A 17,170-nucleotide genomic window follows, 5' to 3' on the forward strand; every position below is an offset into this window, starting at 1 on the left:
TTTTGCGAGTAGTATATGGGTGCGCAGCTGTAGAGAGCTGCTAATATTCGATGAATATTGCTTGGAAACTATGCATTGTCATCCTGCGTCACCTTGTGTCACGCTCAATGGTCATTTTGCATGCTTATTTACGCTCACGGGGGTCTAAAGACCTGGTTTTCTCCCTCTTGCCAGCAGTCAGAACGTGCTGATGCACGCTGCGGACAGTTTGTTGACAAGGACCTTCCGATGTTCTGACCGAAATCTGTCGGAAATTGAGGGTTTTGACCGCATGCCAAAATGAATACAAAAGTTTCAACTATTTTTTGCATTTCACCAGCACTCCACTGGACGTTCTCCTGCCCGCTTTTTCTCGGCTGCTCGTTCACAGTCGCTTCTCCCCAGCGTTCCACTCGGCGTTGTTACCGGCTCGTTTGAGATTGCGCGCTCTAACTGGACAATTACGCGGCCTTCATGATGGGCCGGTAATAACAGCCGTGCTTGGTACAGCTATCTCGTCCGCTTGTTACCGGCACAATTGACATGACGGCTGGCAACTGGGGAAATGCTCGAATTGCCTGTCAAGCCGGTAACAAGGGCCCGTCACTCGCGTGGCGCTTGCCTGGCAATCAAGCCCGTTGTTACCGGCTCGGCGGGGGATTTGATTGTTTTGTTTGATGGAAGCTTCGTGCCGGTAACAACACGTGCTGACCGATGGCCGTTGTTACCGGCCCATTGAGGTTGGCGGCCAACAACTGGGCAAATGTCCGAGTAATGCGACAAGCCGGTAACAACGCAGCGCTCCAAGAACAACGCAGCGCTCTTATTGGTGGAACCTTTGGCTGTTCCAACGTCGGCGCTCCACAATGAGACAAAGGGACTGTCCCTTTGTCTCATTGTGGAATGCGTGTGACACTTGGGCAGCGGTAGACTTGCCGAGAAATAACTACTCACACTGTGCAATACTTCACACGACGTGAATTAGTTCTCACTGTGTGAAGAAATGGGGGCCAGGGCTTGAGCCAAACCGTCAGTGACGTCCAACCGGCCGCACGCGACGCCCAACCGGCCGCGAGCGAAGTCCCGCAGGTCACGGACCGCCGCACGCGCCGCACGCGCCTCGCGCTCCGCGACGCGCTCGCGGAGGAGATATCCGCCACGGGCGACCTCTCCCGCGTCACGGTAACCGCCGTGACCAGCCGCGCCGGCGTCACCCGTCGCACGTTCTACTCGCACTACAAGGACATCCCGGACCTCGTGAACTGCATCGAGAAGGAAACGGTCACAGAGCTTCGCCCGCTTGTGGCGCAGCTCTCCCAGGTGCACCTCGACGAGCTCGCGGATGCCATAAACCATCAGGAGCCCTGCCCCGGCTCGCAGGAGGTGCTCTCCTACTTCAAGGAGCGCGGCTCGTACCTGCGTCCGCTTCTGGGCGAGGGCGGCGACCCGGCCTTCTCGCAGCGCATCCGCTCCATGGTCCACGAGGTCGTGGCCGGCCGCGCGCTCGACGGCATCGACCTGCGCGCCGTGGGCGCCTTCTTTGACTACTACCTCACCTTTGCGATATCTGCCGAGGTCGGCGTGCTCCTGCGCTGGCTCGAGGGCGGCATGCGCGAGAGCGTGCGCACCATGGCACGCATCATGACCGCCCTCATGTTCGTGCGCCCCGGCGACCTGTACGACAGCCCCATAGAGCTCGACCTACCCAGCTTTGCGCTGGCAGTCATGCTTCCCGACGAGGAGGACAACAACTGATGACCGAGAACAACACAACCGCCGAGCCGCTCGAGCTCACCCAGAACGGCGCGGAGCTCTACCCCGCAACGCCGCAGGACTTCACGGGCGCCGACCTGCGCCTGGGCATCGACGTGGGCTCGACCACGGTCAAGCTCGCCGTCATCGACGCATCGGGCAACCTGGTCTACGCCAACTACGAGCGTCACCACACCGACATTCGCGCCACGGCAAAGGAGCTCTTCGCCGGCGCCCAGCGCGTTGTGGGCAACGTTCCCATGCGCGTCTCGATCACCGGCTCTGGCGGCATGCTGCTTGCCAAGTGGCTCGACCTCGAGTTTGTCCAGGAGGTCATCGCGTCCAAGCGCGCCGTGGAGGCCCTCATCCCCCAGACCGACGTCGCCATCGAGCTGGGCGGCGAGGACGCCAAGATCATCTACTTTGACAACGGCATCGAGCAGCGCATGAACGGTACCTGCGCCGGCGGCACGGGCGCCTTCATCGACCAGATGGCAACCCTCCTCAAGACCGACGCCATGGGCCTGAACGAGCTGGCCAAGGGCGCCACGCAGATCCACCCCATCGCCAGCCGCTGCGGCGTCTTTGCCAAGTCCGACGTCCAGCCGCTGCTCAACGAGGGCGCCCGCCCCGAGGACGTGGCCGCCTCCATCTTCCAGGCCGTGGTCACGCAGACCGTCTCGGGCCTTGCCTGCGGCCACCCCATCAAGGGCTATGTGGCCTTTCTTGGCGGCCCCCTGCAGTACCTCTCCGAGCTGCGCCGCCGCTTCTACATCACGCTCGACCTCGACGAGGAGCACCGCGTGGTCCCCAAAAACGCGCACCTCTTCGTTGCCACCGGCGCCGCGCTGGCGGGCGAGTCCGAGAAGCGCGTGACCTTTGCCGAGGTCATCCGCTCGCTCGAACAGCTGAAGGACGTCCAGGGCTCTGAGGTCCAGCGCCTGGACCCGCTCTTTGCCACCGAGGAGGACTACAAGGAGTTCAAGGAGCGCCACAACAAGGAGGTCGTGCCCAAGGGCGACCTGGCCAGCTACCGCGGCCGCGTCTTCATTGGCATCGACGCCGGCTCCACCACCATGAAGTGCGCCGTGGTGGGCGAGAAGGGCGAGCTTCTCTACACCTGGTACGGCAACAACAACGGTGATGTCCTGGGCACCGCGCGCCACATCATGGACGGCATCTACGACGCCATGCCCGAGGGCTGTACCATTGGCCACGTGACCACCACCGGCTACGGCGAGGGCATCCTCATCGAGGCCCTGCGCGCGGACTCCGGCGAGATCGAGACCGTCGCCCACCTGCGCGGCGCGAAGGCCTTCGTCCCCGGCGTCGAGTTCATTCTCGACATCGGCGGCCAGGACATGAAGTGCCTCCAGGTGCGCAACGGCGTCATCGAGCACATCATGCTCAACGAGGCATGCTCGTCTGGCTGCGGCTCGTTCATCGAGAGCTTTGCCAAGTCCATGGACATGAGCGTCCAGGACTTCGCGAAGGTCGCCGTGACCGCAAAGGCCCCTGTCGACCTGGGCAGCCGCTGCACCGTCTTCATGAACTCCCGCGTCAAGCAGGCGCAGAAGGAGGGCGCGACCATCGGCGACGTGGCCGCGGGCCTCTCGTACTCCGTGATCAAGAACGCGCTCTTCAAGGTCATCAAGCTGCGCGACTTTGACGAGATTGGCACATACTGCGTGGTCCAGGGCGGCACCTTCATGAGCGACGCCACCCTACGCGCCTTCGAGCTCCTCACCGGCCGCAAGGTCATCCGCCCCGACATCGCCGGCTGCATGGGTGCCTACGGCGCGGCCCTTCTCGCCCGCGACCGTGCGGGTGCCACGGGCACCTCGACCGTCCTCTCGCGCGAGGACATCGACAACCTCAAGGTCAAGCACACCAACGTCCACTGCGGGCGCTGCGCCAACAACTGCCTGCTCACGATCAACGACTTTGGCGGCGGCCACCGCTTCATCACGGGCAACCGCTGCGAGAAGGGCGCCGGCCGCTCGGGCAAGACCAAAAACGACGCCCCCAACCTCTTCGAGTTCAAGAACAAGCTGCTGTTCGACCGTCCCTGCTTGGACGCCGAGACGGCGCCGCGCGGCACGGTGGGCATCCCCCGCGCGCTCAACATGTACGAGAACTACCCCTTCTGGCACGCGTTCTTCACCAAGCTGGGCTTCTCGGTGATGATCTCTGACCAGACGTCCTCGAAGACCTACGACGCCGGCATCGAGTCCATGCCCTCCGAGTCTGCCTGCTACCCGGCAAAGCTCAGCCACGGCCACATCATGAACCTCCTTGCTAAGGACCCGGACTTCATCTGGATGCCCTGCATCCGCTGGGAGCGCAAGGAGGACGACACCGCCACCAACCACTACAACTGCCCCATCGTGATGAGCTACCCGCAGGCACTTGGCCTGAACGTGGACGAGCTCTCGGACCCCAGCGTGGAGTACCTGGCGCCCTTCGTGCCGTATGACGACAAGCGCGAGCTCAAGCGCCGCCTGTACGAGCTCATCTCGGTTCAGCGCGAGCAGGACGCCGCCAAGGGCAAGGGCCGCTTCCGCGGTCCCCACATCACCCGTGCCGAGGTCGACGAGGCGGTTAACGTTGCCTGGCAGGCCGACATCGACTTCAAGAACGCCATGCACCGCGCAGGTGACGAGGCCCTGGCCTGGATGGAGGAGCACAACGCCCACGGCATCGTGCTGGCGGGGCGCCCCTACCACAACGACCCCGAGATCAACCACGCCATCCCCGAGCTGGTGCACTCCTTTGGCTTCGCGGTGCTCACCGAGGACTCGGTGGCGCACAAGATGGAGCCCGAGCGGCCCATCCGCGTGGTCGACCAGTGGATGTTCCACAGCCGCCTCTACCGTGCCGCGCGCTTTGTGGCCACCCGCAACGACCTCGACCTTATCCAGCTCTTCTCGTTTGGCTGCGGCCTTGACGCGCTGACTACCGACCAGGTCCAGGAGATCCTCGAGGCCTCGGGCAAGATCTACACGGTGCTTAAGATCGACCAGGTGTCCAACCTGGGTGCCGCCCGCATCCGCATCCGCTCCCTCATGGCCGCCCTTAAGGAGCAGCAGGAGCAGCTGGAGGAGAAGACCGCCGAGGGCGAGGCCAAGGAGGTTGAGCCCGTGGGCGTGCACCTGGCCGACGGATCGCTCGAGCGCGCCCGCAAGACCGACCTCTCGCGTCGCACGCCCGTCTACCGCGAGGCCAAGAGCGCTGCCTTCCCTAAGGTTCGCTATACCAAGGAGATGCAGGAGGCGCACTACACTATCCTCGCGCCGCAGATGAGCCCCGTGCACTTTGAGCTTGCCGAGGCGGTGCTGCGTGACTATGGCTACAACCTGGTGCTTCTCCCCTCTGTTGACCAGGGCGCCGTGGACGCCGGCCTCAAGTACGTGAACAACGACATCTGCTACCCGTCCATCCTCACCGTGGGCCAGATCATGGAGGCCATCGAGAGCGGCAAGTACGACCTCTCGCACACGGCCGTCCTCATCTCCCAGACTGGCGGCGGCTGCCGAGCCACCAACTACATCGCCCTCATCCGCAAGGCGCTGCGCGAGAGCGGCCACCCCAACATCCCCGTGATCTCGATCAACATGGCCACGGGCCTGGACGAGGACAACCCCGGCTGGTCCATCAAGGACCCGGTTCTTCTCACCAAGGCCATCTACGTGCTTCTCTACGGCGACCTCATGATGCAGTGTGTCTATCGCACGCGTCCGTACGAGGCCGAGAAGGGCTCGGTCAACGCGCTGCACGACAAGTTCATGGCCCGCATGAAGGAGGCCGTGCACACCCTCAACAAGCGCAGCTTCGAGGAGATCTGCCAGGAGACCATCACTGCCTTCGACCAGATCCCGCTCGTGAACGACCGCTCAAAGCCGCGCGTGGGCGTGGTGGGCGAGATTCTCGTCAAGTTCCACCCCACGGCCAACAACCAGCTGGTCAAGGTCATCGAGGCCGAGGGCTGCGAGGCCAACGTGCCCGGCCTTGTCGACTTCTTCCTCTTTGGGCTCACGAGCCCCATCAACATGAAGGGCGAGCTGGGCTCCAAGGCCTCCAAGCGCCTCACGCACATGGCGGGCATCAAGCTCATTGAGGCCGCGCGCAAGCCCATGGACCGCATGCTGGCGCAGTCCTCGCGCTTCGAGCCGTACGAGGACATCTTCGAGCTTGCCGATAAGGCCGAGCAGGTCCTCTCCCTGTGCAACACCATGGGTGAGGGCTGGCTGCTCACGGCCGAGATGGTCGACCTCATCGAGCACGGCACGCCCAACATCGTGTGCGCGCAGCCCTTTGCGTGCCTGCCCAACCACGTGGTTGGCAAGTCCGTGATCAAGCGCCTGCGCCAGATGCACCCCGAGAGCAACATCGTGGCCGTTGACTACGACCCCGGCGCGTCCGAGGTGAACCAGCTCAACCGCATCAAGCTCATGATCAGCGTGGCCAAGGAGAACTACCGCAAAGACCACGGGCGCGGGTTCCGCCTGGAGAACCCCAACGACCCCACGGTGAACGACGCCGTGGCGCCCTACGTGGACGAGTCACGCTTCCACCACGACTCCATCGTGAACGAGGGTGGCGTGGGCCACGGCGTGCCGGCGATCCACCTCACCGACGAGCAGCTCGCGCAGATCGAGGACGCCAAGCGCCGGGCTGGCGTGATCAAGTAGGGGGCAGCGCGGGCGGCGGGCATTCCGTCGCCCGCGTTTTTTCTCGCGCGGGGCGCTTGAGCCTATCGAGCGGCGCCACACAATCGGGCCCGAACCTGTATCCCGCGCAGGTCGATACAAGTTCGCGTGCCGAATGTGTAGCGCTATTCTCGCCCAGCCCCCGGAACGGGATTCCGTTGCCTGGCAATGGAATCCCGTTGCCCGGCAAAATAATTCCGCGGGAGCGGCATAATCGGTGAGGCCCACAACCGAGAGGAGACATCGCACCGTGCTCAAGCCCGTCTTTGTCGATATGGACGATACCTTCCTTACGCCCGAGAAGACCATCACGCCGCTCAACCGCAAGGCGCTCGACCTTGCGTACGAGCGCGGCATCCAGTTTGTGCCGTGCACCGGCCGCAACTACACCGGCCTTCCGGACGAGCTAGTACACCACCCCAGCGTGCGCTATGCCGTGTGCTGCAACGGGGCAATCGTCCGTGACCTGCGCGAGAACCGCAACCTGCGTGAGGTCACCATGGATCGCGCGCTTCTGCATGACCTTTGGCACCAGATTGAGGGACTTGAGATAACCTTCGACCTCTTTGCCGACAATGGCGTCTTCACGGCACGCGACCGCTGGCACATCATCGACGAGATGGACATCCCCGAAGGCACGCGGGCGATGCTCAGGAGGGTGCGCGTCCGCTGTAACCAGAGTACGGACGAGATGATCGATTCGGTCCACAGCATCTATCGCGTGAACATCTTCTATCTCACGGAGCAGGACTGCCTTGCCGTGCGCCGCGCAATAGAGGCGCGGCCCCAGCTCACGCTCGCCTCGTCCTTCTCGTGCAATCTCGAGACGACCCAAGTTGGTGCCGACAAGGGCGCGGGTCTCACGTGGCTCTGCGACTACCTGGGCGTCTCGCCCAAAGACGTCATTGCCTTTGGCGACTCGTCGAACGACATCCCCATGCTTCGGGTGGCTGGCGACGGCGTGGCCATGGCAAACGCCTTCCCCGAGTGCCGAGCGGCAGCCGACCACACAACCACAAGCTGCGAGGACTCCGGGGTGGCGCGCTACCTCATGAGGGAGGGGGCGCCCCTCTCCGCAAGGGTGTAGACTTTCGGCTGGTGAGCAAAACGGCCCGCACGCGGCGGACCACCACACGGCAATCCGAAAGGAAGACCGCATGAGCGACGTTCTTGAGCGCTTCCTGCGTTACGTGCAGGTTGATTCCCCCTCCGACCCGGACAACGAGGAGGAGGTGCCCTCGAGCCCTCTGGAGCACGGCATGGCGCGACTCCTGGCGGACGAGCTTTCTGCCATGGGCTGCCAGGACGTGAGTGTGGACGAGCACGCCTACGTGCTGGGTACCGTTCCCGCCTCCGCCGGCGCCGAGAACCTCCCCGCCCTCTGCCTATGCTCGCACCTTGACACCACGGCCGACGCCCCCTCGCTGGGCGTGCGGCCGCACGTGGTGCGCTACGAGGGCGGCAGCCTCGTGGCGGGCGTCGTTGACGGCCAGACCATCGAGACCACGCCCGAGCAGGTGCCGGACCTTGCGAACTTTACCGGCGAGGACATCGTGTGCTCCGACGGCTCGACGCTCCTCGGTGCGGACGACAAGGCCGGCATCGCCGAAATCTGCGCGCTGGCGGCACGCCTCCTCAAGGACCCGAGCATCCCGCACCCCACGCTCAAGCTGGCCTTTGTTCCCGACGAGGAGATCGGCCACGGAGCCGCGCTGCTCGACCTTGAGAAGCTCGGCGCGGCCTGGGGCTATACGGTAGACGGCGAGGCGCTGGGCGAGTTCAACTACGAGACGTTCAACGCCGCCGAGGCCCTGGTGCGCGTGCGTGGCGTGATGGTGCATCCGGGCTCGGCCAAGGGCGTGATGGTGAACGCCATCACGGTTGCCTCCGAGTTCGACCAGCTGGTGCCCGCCGCCGAGAGGCCCGAGTACACGAGCGGCCGCGAGGGCTTCTATCACCCCACGGTGATTCGCGGCACGGCCTCCGAGGTCACGCTCTCCTACATCGTGCGCGACCACGACGCGCAGATCTTCTCGCAGCGCCAGCAGACGCTCAAGGACATCGCCGCCTTCCTCAACAAGCGCTACGGCGAGGGAACCGTCACCGTGACCCTGCACGAGCAGTACCGCAACATGGCAGAGGCCTTTGTCGACTGCCCCTTCCTCACTGAGAACGCCCTTGCCGCAAACCGCGAGGCAGGTGTGGAGCCGCAGGTCATCGCCGTGCGCGGCGGCACCGACGGCTCGCAGCTCTCGCTGCGTGGGCTGCCGTGCCCCAACATCGCCACCGGTGGCTACAACGCACACTCGGTGCGCGAGTTCATCCCCGTGTCCTCGCTCGAGACCACGGTCGACATCCTGCAGAACCTTGTTGCCAAATTCGCCGTGCCGCAGACGGCCGGCAAGCAGGCGGCCGGCCAGCAGGCGGCGCGATGAGCCCCCAGCTGGCAGATCTCTTCTCGGTGGCTGCCGCCGTGCTGCCCGCGCTTGCCTGCCTTGTCGAGTGGGCCGGCAGCGTTGGCATCTCGGAGCGCCACCACAGCCACCACGACACCTACGTGATCTCTTCGGCGCTCTCGCGTTCGCTGGCGTTTGCGATGGTGCTCATGGGGGCAATTGGCCTCATGCTGGGCTGGCTCTGCGACGTGGGCGGCTTTGACGCCAGCGCGGACGTGGTGGTGCCGTTCTTCTCGTCCTTCGTTGTCGTGCTCTTTGTGCTGTGGGCGTTCATGCGGCGCTACCGCGTCTCGCTCTACGACGACTTCATGGACGTGCGGCCCTACTTTGGCCACATGCGTACGGTGAAGTACGACCAGATCGAGCGCATGGAGTGGACTGGCGTGAGGTGTGGGACGGGCTTCAGGAGCCTCGTGATTCACCCGGCAGGGGAGCGCTCCGTGAAGCTTCCCGGTGTCCTCGATCTGGAGCATATCCTTACGCGCATCGACCGCGACGACGCGCTGGTTGGTGGCATGCCGCAGCGGCGCTAGCGGGGGGCTTCTCGGCGTGCAGGGTTTTCTTTGATGGCCTCTTTCGCGGAGCTTGCCAGAAGCTGACGTATGTCACCCGCCCCGCGCCTGTGCGCCCTTATGATGGTACCTAGTCGCACAACTGCGTTCCTCGGAGGTATCTCGTTGATTAAGCTTGTCCTCTCCGACATGGACAACACCCTCATTCCATTTGGCGCCCCGAGCGTCTCCCCGCGCACGCTCGAGGCAATCCACGACGTAATCAACGCCGGGATTCACTTTGGCCCGGATACCGGGCGCGACTACGTGGAGCTCATGCGCTTCTTCCACATGGACGAGTCCTGCTTCATGACGGGCATCATGTCCAACGGCAAGCGCGTGCGCGTGGACGGGCGCGACGTGTGGACCTACTCGATACCGCACGACTGGCTCCAGCGCGTAGCTGATGCGCTCAAGCCCGAGCGTGGCATGTTCCTCGTCTGCTTCCCCCTGGACACCAACCTCTTCAACCCCGCCTACGTGGTTGGCGCGTCCGAGGAGGAGATGAACGAGTACGAGCGACTCGTTCACTTTAACGGTGGCCGCGTGAACGACGTCCCTGACATCGACTTCATTGCTGCAGCCATTGCGTGCAACGGAGACGAGAAGCGCCATAGCTACTGTCAGCAGCTTGTTGCCAAGGCGTGTCCCGAGGTAGAGACCATCATGTCGATTCCCAACTGGTTTGACGTGCTGCCGCACGGGATTAACAAGGCGTCGGCACTTGATACCATCCTTGATGCCGTGGGGGCCACGCGCGACGAGGTTGTGGTCTTTGGCGACTCTGGCAACGACGTCGAGATTCTGAAAGAGGTCCACTACTCCGTCGCTGTGGCAAACGCGACGGACGAGGTCAAGGGAATCTGCAACTTTAGCTGCGGCGCGTCTGCGGACGAGGGCGTGGCGGACGCGCTGTTCGAGATTGCCCGTGCGGCGCGTGCACACGAGGTCCCGGCATTCCTGAGGGAGGGCTAATGGTACGGCTGATTGCAGCAGACATGGACGGCACCCTGCTCGACGAGAACTCGCTGCTGCCCAAGGAGACCTTCGAGCTCATCGAGGCGCTGCGCGACCGCGGGGTCCTTTTCTGCGCAAGCTCTGGGCGCAGATACGAGACGCTGCGATGGCTGTTCGAGCCCGTGGCGGACAGGATCGACTACGTGGCTTCTCTCGGCACGCAGGTCTATGCCGACGGTCAGCTGCTTGACCGCGAGGTCTTCTCGACGCGCGCGGTGCTGAGGCTCTTCCGCACGTGCCAGGAGTTCGACTGCTTTCACCTGGTGTTGTACGATCGTACCCATACCTTCCTGCTTGACGACCAGAGCAGCTACGTGCGCGAGCTTGACAAGGATTTGCCCAACGCCGAGCGCGTGTTCGATCCGCCGGCGCCGGACGTGAGCATCATCAAGGCTGCAATTTGCTACGACCGCCCGCACGAGATCATGGACATGGTCTATGTGCTTGAGCGCGAGCTTGGCGACGTCTTCTCGTTCATGCCGTCGGGCAACACCTGGATTGACGTGACGCCGCGCGGGATAAGCAAGGCAACGGGGCTGGAGGCACTGCTTGGTTACTACGGCATCGACCGTGCGGACGTGGTTGCGTTTGGCGACTCGATGAACGACTACGCGATGCTGCGCTATGTTGGGCATCCGTACGTGATGGGCAATGCGCGCTATGCGGTGAAGCAGATTGCCGAGAAGGTCGTGGGCACGAACGTCGAGCACGCCGTGCAGAAGGAGATGCGCAGGATTCTCGAGGAACTGGGGTAGGGTGGCTGTGAGGACGGCATTTCTTTGCACGTCTCGTCGCGCTTTTGTCTACTCTGTGAAGATATCGCGTGGTGTTGACCGGCGGCGTACGTGAGCCTATAGTTACTTCTTGCGCTGAGGCGCAGCCTATTGCGGGGTGGAGCAGTTTGGTAGCTCGTCGGGCTCATAACCCGAAGGTCGCAGGTTCAAATCCTGCCCCCGCGACCATAAATACTGCCCTGACCTGTGAAAACAGGCCAGGGTTTTGCTTTGAGGGTCGTCGATTTTCAGCGGCAGTAACTGTGTCGGTAACAGTATCGCGGAAAAAACATTCGGCTCACAGGCCCCTTCCGTGCGTCTTCGCACACGCTGCCCTATGTCGCAGTAGTTCACACTGCTCACCGCCCATACAGGTTGCCGCGGTTATCCCCCAGTCCCAGCACTTCTCACCATTTCCGCTTCTGCAATGACGCTGTCAAATTAACATGTATATTTACAGCACGGGGAGGCGCGACATGCCCAACATCAGGCCGATATCCGACCTCCGTTCTTATACGGCAGTGCTCGACGAGGTGGCGCAGGAATCTCCGGTGTCCCTCACTAAGAACGGGCGCGGGCGATACGTCATTCAGGACATCTCCGACTATGAGCGCAATGAGGCCGAGAAGACCCTCCCTCGCTCAGCTAGATTACGGCAAGCGCGTTGCTGACGAGCGCGGGGCTCTCACGACCGAACAGGTTAAGGGCATCTTCGAGGGGCGCTTTGCGCAGGAGGCCTAGATGGAACTCGTATGGTCGCCCGTGGCGGTGGACGAACTGAACGCCGGTGCCGACTGCATCGAGTCCGAGCTAGCAAGCCCTATGGCGGCGAGGCGCCTTGTCGATTCCGTGGTTGAGAAGGCGCAGCTTTTCGCCGACGCCCTGGGGGCTGGGATGGCGCTTCGTACTCTCAATGGGGTCGACACGGGATACCGCTACATGCTCAGCGGGAACTGGATGGTCTTCCTGAAGCGATACAACGGACGGGCGCTCGTTGTAAGGGTGCTCTGTGCGAAAAGCGACTATATGAAAACGCTTTTCGGGGAAGCCAGTGGCTAGCTCTAGCGCAGTGATGGCAGGCTGCGTGGCATAGGCTCATGCAACTAAGTTACCGAGCAATCCAGTTGCATAGACGCCCATCAATGCAACTCAGTTGCCGGGCAAATCAATCCCGTTTGCTCTATTGGACGAAATCGGGGAAATCCGTACAAGCCGTACTTCTGCCATGGTTCTACATGCGAGAATGATGTGAAAAAGGCATAGGTTCAGCGTGAGGCGCAGCACAAGGGGGCAGGTGCAGGTGAAGGTCACAAGTGTAGTGTCACGTGGCAACGGGCGCTTCAACATCAATCTGGACGACGGCTCCACCGTTAGGGTAATTGTGGAGGTCCTGCCGGAACTAGACAACCTCGTTACCTTTACGGCGATGACCCCTTCGGCTTGGACGCTTACTGGCGTTGTGGGCGGTATCGCTGGTGACGGTCTTGATTATTCGGTAGAGCCGATAGACATGGGCGGATTGGGCACGTTTGGCGACGCTCACGAGAGCATGTGCGCCATTGCAAAGTCTGGCGAGATGCTTGCTGCCACCATTGACGCGATTCGTGACATCATTGAGGACGTCTGCCCTGGTGCTTTGGATGAGCATTAACCGCTCGAAGTCCAAACGCGACCGGCAATCCCCGTGCATCGGGCTTGAGCTGTCCATCATTGCGCGCCAGTTGCGTTGCTGCGGGAGTGGTTGTCTGGGGTGAATGTTATCCTTGGCTTGTTGGCCGAAGGCGCTCGGGTTTGGGCCTGCCGACTCTTTGTCGGTGAGCACGTGTGACTTCTTCAGCGGAAAGGGGGACGTAATGCCTCTCGTCTGGTACAACGTGAGTAAGGAATCGTTCGAATAATTCTACGGGGATCAGACCGAGTTTATGGCCAAGCATCCTGGAGTTGCAAAGCCCCCAGAAGTATCTGAAGAGATTGCCCAACGAGCAGTGGAGATGAGCGGTTACTGGGGTGGACCGATTGCCTTCACGGATGGCTCGTTCTTTGCAGACTCTGGTAGAGGAGGGGCGGGCGTCGTCCTCTACGTGGGTGACCACTTCGACTTGGAAGCAAAGTCGGGTGACCCAACGCCGACGTGGACGTACCATGGTCCCTCCGACCCCATGGCAGAATCCGCGGGCTCGTCCGATGGCAAGGGTCCCGAATACGGCAACGCCCAGCTGGCAGGGGAGTTCGATGCTGTCAGGGTGCTGCTTGCCGAGGCGGTAAAGCGCAATCTCAAGGGCGTTACGATAGTCCACGACCTTATGGGGGTCTCTGAGTTCGCCCTGGGCCTTTTTCAGGCAAGAGCTGGGGTTACCAAGTCGTACGTCAAAGACATCTCCGATTTCATGACTAGCCATCCGAACTTTGAGCTCCGCTTTGTCTGGGTGCATTCGCATGCTGGTAACGGCACGTTTGCCCAGAGGGGTAATCAGCTTGCGGACCAGCTTGCCAAGCAGGGCGCGGAGGACAAGGGTGAGAGCGAGAGTTCCCACGACAAGGTCGACGATACGGGCTTTGTGACGGTGGGGAGACGTAGCCAAAAGACCTCCACGCTCAGACCCATTCCAATGGATTCCGTATTACCAGGGGGACTTGCTGATGGCAGGGCAATCTCTCGGCGCTGCGACGAGATAAAGGCCAGGCTTGGCGAGTGCGTTAAGGGGCAGGCTGGTCCAATCGAGAACTTCTGCACGGGGATTGAAGCGGCCCTCGTGTGTAGGCTCGTGCGCTCGAGAAGGAAGGCCGGCGGGCGGTCCGGCGACGACAAAAGGCCACTCGGTGTGTTTACGTTCTGCGGGCCCTCTGGCGTGGGGAAGAGCTTCCTATCTGAGAAGGCTGCCGAAGAGCTCGAAAGCTATGGCTTTTGCTATCACCGCTTTGACATGTCCGGCTACATGGATCACGAGTCTGCAAACTACCTTGTGGGATTTCCAAAGACGTATAAGGATGCACGATCGGGTGACCTTACGAGGTACGTGCGCGAGAACCCACAATCCGTGATTGTCTTCGACGAGATCGAGAAGGCACACGAGCAGGTGAAGCACCTGTTCCTGCAGGTGCTTCAGGAGGGTGAGCTCTACGACAACTATGAGGAGAAAAACGTCTCCTTCTCGGATACCATCCTGATCTTTACAACGAATGCTGGTCGGGCTGCATATGAAGGGGAGACCGGCACCGATTTATCAGGAATACCGACCCGAGTGATTGTCGACGCCATCGGGAAGGACAGGCTGAGCAATGGCGCCCCCGCAATCCCCTCGGCGCTTCTCTCGCGCCTTGCTGCTGGCAACGTGATCATGTTCAACCGGCTGGGGGCCCGCGACCTGCTTGCTATTTGCAACAAGGAATTCGATCGCATGGGTGCCCAGTACTTGGAGACCTCGAACATCGAAGTAACGCATGACGAGTATGTACCCACCGCGATTCTGCTTTCAAAGGGTGGATTGTCTGATGCCCGAAGCGTCCGGGGAGACACGGAGAAGTTCGTCACCGAGAACATGGGCGAGCTGTTCCATTCACTCGACGAGGAAGCAAGGCGGGGCGCTCAGCCAGATAGACCTCAAAAGGTCGAGTTCAGCGTCAACCTTGAAGGCATTGCCGACGAGCGCATTCGTGGCTACTTTACTGGCAAGCGCAGCTTCAAGGTGGCCTGCCTCGCAAATCCGAGCAATGCGACGCGCGAGAAGCTCAAGGGCAACGAAGTCGCGGAGCACACGACGCGCGATGGCAAAAGGGTCGAGTTCCTCTATCCGCGTGACCTTGGGTTTGGGGAGGCACCGGAGAACCGCCCAAGTCTCCCCGAAGTAGTTGACAAGCTGGATTCTTGTGACGCCGTGCTTATAGACTTTGCCTTTGGGTGGGACACGACTAGACCAGACGACTCTGTCCGCTTCTATGATGCGATGGACCTCAAGACCTATGGCCGAAGGTGCTTCGAGTACCTGCGGGCGCGGAAGCCCCTGCTTCCCGTCTTTGTCATCAGACCAAGGGGCGGATGGCACTATCCCAGTAAAGCCGAGCGCCAATCTTTCTTGGAAAAGGGCGCGCGCGGGTTTATCGACACGGAAAAGAGTTCCTTCTTCGAGGACCTCTGCGATGCAATCGATGTCGCCGAGCAGGAGAAGGATATACTCTCGCTCGCGCGTGCGAGAAAGGTGCTGGAGTTTCGAACGGTGATTCCTCGTGCGAGGAGATCTGGTCTCCTCTCAAGTAATGCCTACTCCATACGGCTAGATGAGTTCTCACTGAGCGTTGCTCCGGACTCTGGAGATGCTGACGATGTTCTCAATGGGCTCGACATTCCCGAGGACTCCTTTGACGACGTCATTGGCAACCGCGTTGCTGTAGACTCGCTGAAGAAGGCCTCCGCCTGTCTTCGGGATCCGTATCCGTTCTTGGACAATTCGCTCAGCATGCCCCGCGGCATCTTGCTCTATGGCTCTCCTGGCACGGGAAAGACGATGATGGCACGCGCGATGGCGCACGACGCAGATGCCGTGTTCATCCCAACGGAGGCAAACAAACTCCTCAACGGCGGATCACGAGAGATTCACCGCATCTTTGGGGTCGCGCGGCGCTATGCGCCTTCCATCATCTTTATCGATGAGTTTGACAACATTGGCCAGCCAAGGGAGAGGCTGTCCGTTGGTGGCCAGGCTGTGGTGAACGCGCTCCTCACCGAGATGGATGGGTTCAAAAACGATTCGACGCGCCCCGTGATGGTGCTTGCTGCAACGAACTTCTCCCCCTCCGACCTTGACGCGGCTGCGATGCGGCGATTCGACACGAAGCTTCTTATCACAGTACCGGGGGATAGCGATCGCGAGAGGCTCATCATGAGGGCGGTTGCCAGGATTCCGGCGCTTGGTGTGAACAAAGAAGGCACCAGAGGAATAAGTGCCGCTGGCATAACCTATCTTGTGAATGAGACCCGAGGGTGGAGTCCCGCGAAGATAGTCGACCTCATCAACTTCATGGGCAGGGAGGCCCTGCTCGCAGATGACAACTCGTCAAAGTCCTGCGACGCCTGGGTTCGCGAGCTCTTCGAGCTCCACGAGTACGGCGAGGCGCATGAGGTGAGTAAGGAGGACGAGAAGGCCGTTGCCGTGCACGAGTCCGGTCACGCCTTAGTTGCCTACGTGAGCGGCATCAGACCACGTAGCATCACGAATATTGCGCGCAGCTGGTATCTGGGACTGACGAAGGTCGACCTCGACACGCATTCGAACCGCAGCCTTGCGTCTTTTCTCGCAAATGTGCGCGTTTCTCTTGGCGGTCGTGCTGCGGAGTGCGACTATTTTGGGTCCATTCCGGGCAAGGGTTCGGCGGAGGGCATTAATACGGGTGCTAGGGCCGACCTCCAGAATGCTACGCAAAACCTCTTGAGAGCACTGTGCCAGTTTGGTCTCGACCGGAGATTTGGGATGGCAATATATCCAAATGGCCAGTATTCGCCATCTGCGACGGAGAGGGTGAATGGATACCTCGACTACGAGTTTTCGGAGGCGTGTCGGATTATCCAAGAGCACAAGGATGCTCTCTACGGACTCTCGACGGTTCTGAGTAACAAGAGATACTTGAGCGGTGACGAGATCAAGGGAATTCTCGAGGAGTATCACGTGAAGTTTGACAGCTACGTGCCTGCTGAGATTCCTGGCGGCGAGGAGGATGATGGCAGGTGACGGGAATGCGAGTCCACTGCCCACGCGGTAGATAGTGCTTTTCCGGCGGTCACCTGGTTGCCGGGTGGTCTGGAGGTTACCATGCAGCATGCAAGAGACGACTCAATGTCTTCTGGCGCCCGGGAACCGTCACGGGATAAGAGAGCAGGGCTTCTCGCTGCGCAGGCGCGGGTTGGACTACTCTGGACGGCCGAGGATGACTTGCTGTTT

At 61.4% G+C, this 17,170-nt stretch carries 12 protein-coding genes and 1 tRNA gene; all 13 read left to right on the forward strand.

Annotated features, from left to right (window positions below; translation table 11 throughout):
* Positions 1–996: 996 nt before the first annotated feature.
* The 13 genes from AUL39_RS08045 to AUL39_RS08095 all read left to right on the forward strand — a co-directional run bounded on the left by AUL39_RS08045 (position 997) and on the right by AUL39_RS08095 (position 16,960).
* Positions 997–1,734 carry a TetR/AcrR family transcriptional regulator gene (locus AUL39_RS08045; RefSeq protein WP_059055092.1) on the forward strand — a complete coding sequence of 246 codons (738 nt, stop codon included), beginning with the start codon at positions 997–999 and terminating at the stop codon, positions 1,732–1,734.
* Positions 1,734–6,422 carry a 2-hydroxyacyl-CoA dehydratase gene (locus AUL39_RS08050; RefSeq protein WP_059055093.1) on the forward strand — a complete coding sequence of 1,563 codons (4,689 nt, stop codon included), beginning with the start codon at positions 1,734–1,736 and terminating at the stop codon, positions 6,420–6,422. Before AUL39_RS08045 ends, AUL39_RS08050 begins: the two co-directional genes overlap by 1 nt.
* 235 nt (positions 6,423–6,657) lie before the next feature.
* The gene (locus AUL39_RS08055) at positions 6,658–7,527 is read left to right on the forward strand and encodes a Cof-type HAD-IIB family hydrolase (RefSeq protein WP_153001595.1); all 870 of its coding nucleotides are present in this window, start codon (positions 6,658–6,660) and stop codon (positions 7,525–7,527) included.
* A 70-nt stretch (positions 7,528–7,597) separates the two neighbouring features.
* Positions 7,598–8,875 (forward strand): peptidase T, encoded by a 1,278-nt coding sequence (gene pepT / locus AUL39_RS08060; RefSeq protein WP_059055098.1) that lies wholly within the window; start codon positions 7,598–7,600, stop codon positions 8,873–8,875.
* Complete coding sequence (locus AUL39_RS08065; protein ID WP_059055101.1) at positions 8,872–9,429, forward strand: hypothetical protein; 558 nt, start codon at positions 8,872–8,874, stop codon at positions 9,427–9,429. The genes pepT and AUL39_RS08065 overlap by 4 nt, the downstream gene beginning before the upstream one ends.
* A 144-nt stretch (positions 9,430–9,573) precedes the next feature.
* The gene (locus tag AUL39_RS08070) at positions 9,574–10,422 is read left to right on the forward strand and encodes an HAD-IIB family hydrolase (protein ID WP_059055104.1); all 849 of its coding nucleotides are present in this window, start codon (positions 9,574–9,576) and stop codon (positions 10,420–10,422) included.
* Positions 10,422–11,219: an HAD family hydrolase gene (locus AUL39_RS08075; protein WP_059055107.1), complete on the forward strand. Its 798-nt coding sequence runs from the start codon at positions 10,422–10,424 to the stop codon at positions 11,217–11,219. Before AUL39_RS08070 ends, AUL39_RS08075 begins: the two co-directional genes overlap by 1 nt.
* Positions 11,220–11,349: 130 nt before the next feature.
* A tRNA-Met gene (locus AUL39_RS08080) sits at positions 11,350–11,426 on the forward strand.
* Between the two features lie 287 nt (positions 11,427–11,713).
* Positions 11,714–11,908, forward strand: a complete 195-nt coding sequence (locus AUL39_RS11650) for a type II toxin-antitoxin system prevent-host-death family antitoxin (protein WP_082667325.1) — start codon at positions 11,714–11,716, stop codon at positions 11,906–11,908.
* A complete protein-coding gene (locus AUL39_RS11560) occupies positions 11,844–11,978 on the forward strand; it encodes a hypothetical protein (RefSeq protein ID WP_268873229.1) in 135 nt (44 codons plus the stop codon). The genes AUL39_RS11650 and AUL39_RS11560 overlap by 65 nt, the downstream gene beginning before the upstream one ends.
* On the forward strand, positions 11,979–12,296 hold the full coding sequence (locus tag AUL39_RS08085) for a type II toxin-antitoxin system RelE/ParE family toxin (RefSeq protein WP_059055109.1): 318 nt from the start codon (positions 11,979–11,981) through the stop codon (positions 12,294–12,296). It begins immediately after the preceding gene.
* A 211-nt stretch (positions 12,297–12,507) separates the two neighbouring features.
* Entirely contained in the window at positions 12,508–12,888 is a 381-nt protein-coding gene (locus tag AUL39_RS08090; protein ID WP_160327055.1) for a hypothetical protein, read from the forward strand.
* 340 nt (positions 12,889–13,228) lie between these two features.
* Complete coding sequence (locus AUL39_RS08095) at positions 13,229–16,960, forward strand: AAA family ATPase (RefSeq protein ID WP_059055113.1); 3,732 nt, start codon at positions 13,229–13,231, stop codon at positions 16,958–16,960.
* Positions 16,961–17,170: the final 210 nt, after the last annotated feature.

The sequence above is a fragment of the Tractidigestivibacter scatoligenes genome, assembly GCF_001494635.1.
Lineage (GTDB): Bacteria > Actinomycetota > Coriobacteriia > Coriobacteriales > Atopobiaceae > Tractidigestivibacter > Tractidigestivibacter scatoligenes.

What these genes read in the sequence shown, in the direction of transcription:
- AUL39_RS08095 (WP_059055113.1), top strand. Translation starts at nt 13,229, where the DNA reads ATGAGCGGTTACTGGGGTGGACCGATTGCCTTCACGGATGGCTCGTTC.
- AUL39_RS08050 (WP_059055093.1), top strand. Translation starts at nt 1,734, where the DNA reads ATGACCGAGAACAACACAACCGCCGAGCCGCTCGAGCTCACCCAGAAC.
- AUL39_RS08065 (WP_059055101.1), top strand. Translation starts at nt 8,872, where the DNA reads ATGAGCCCCCAGCTGGCAGATCTCTTCTCGGTGGCTGCCGCCGTGCTG.
- AUL39_RS08085 (WP_059055109.1), top strand. Translation starts at nt 11,979, where the DNA reads ATGGAACTCGTATGGTCGCCCGTGGCGGTGGACGAACTGAACGCCGGT.
- pepT (WP_059055098.1), top strand. Translation starts at nt 7,598, where the DNA reads ATGAGCGACGTTCTTGAGCGCTTCCTGCGTTACGTGCAGGTTGATTCC.
- AUL39_RS08075 (WP_059055107.1), top strand. Translation starts at nt 10,422, where the DNA reads ATGGTACGGCTGATTGCAGCAGACATGGACGGCACCCTGCTCGACGAG.
- AUL39_RS11650 (WP_082667325.1), top strand. Translation starts at nt 11,714, where the DNA reads ATGCCCAACATCAGGCCGATATCCGACCTCCGTTCTTATACGGCAGTG.
- AUL39_RS11560 (WP_268873229.1), top strand. Translation starts at nt 11,844, where the DNA reads ATGAGCGCAATGAGGCCGAGAAGACCCTCCCTCGCTCAGCTAGATTAC.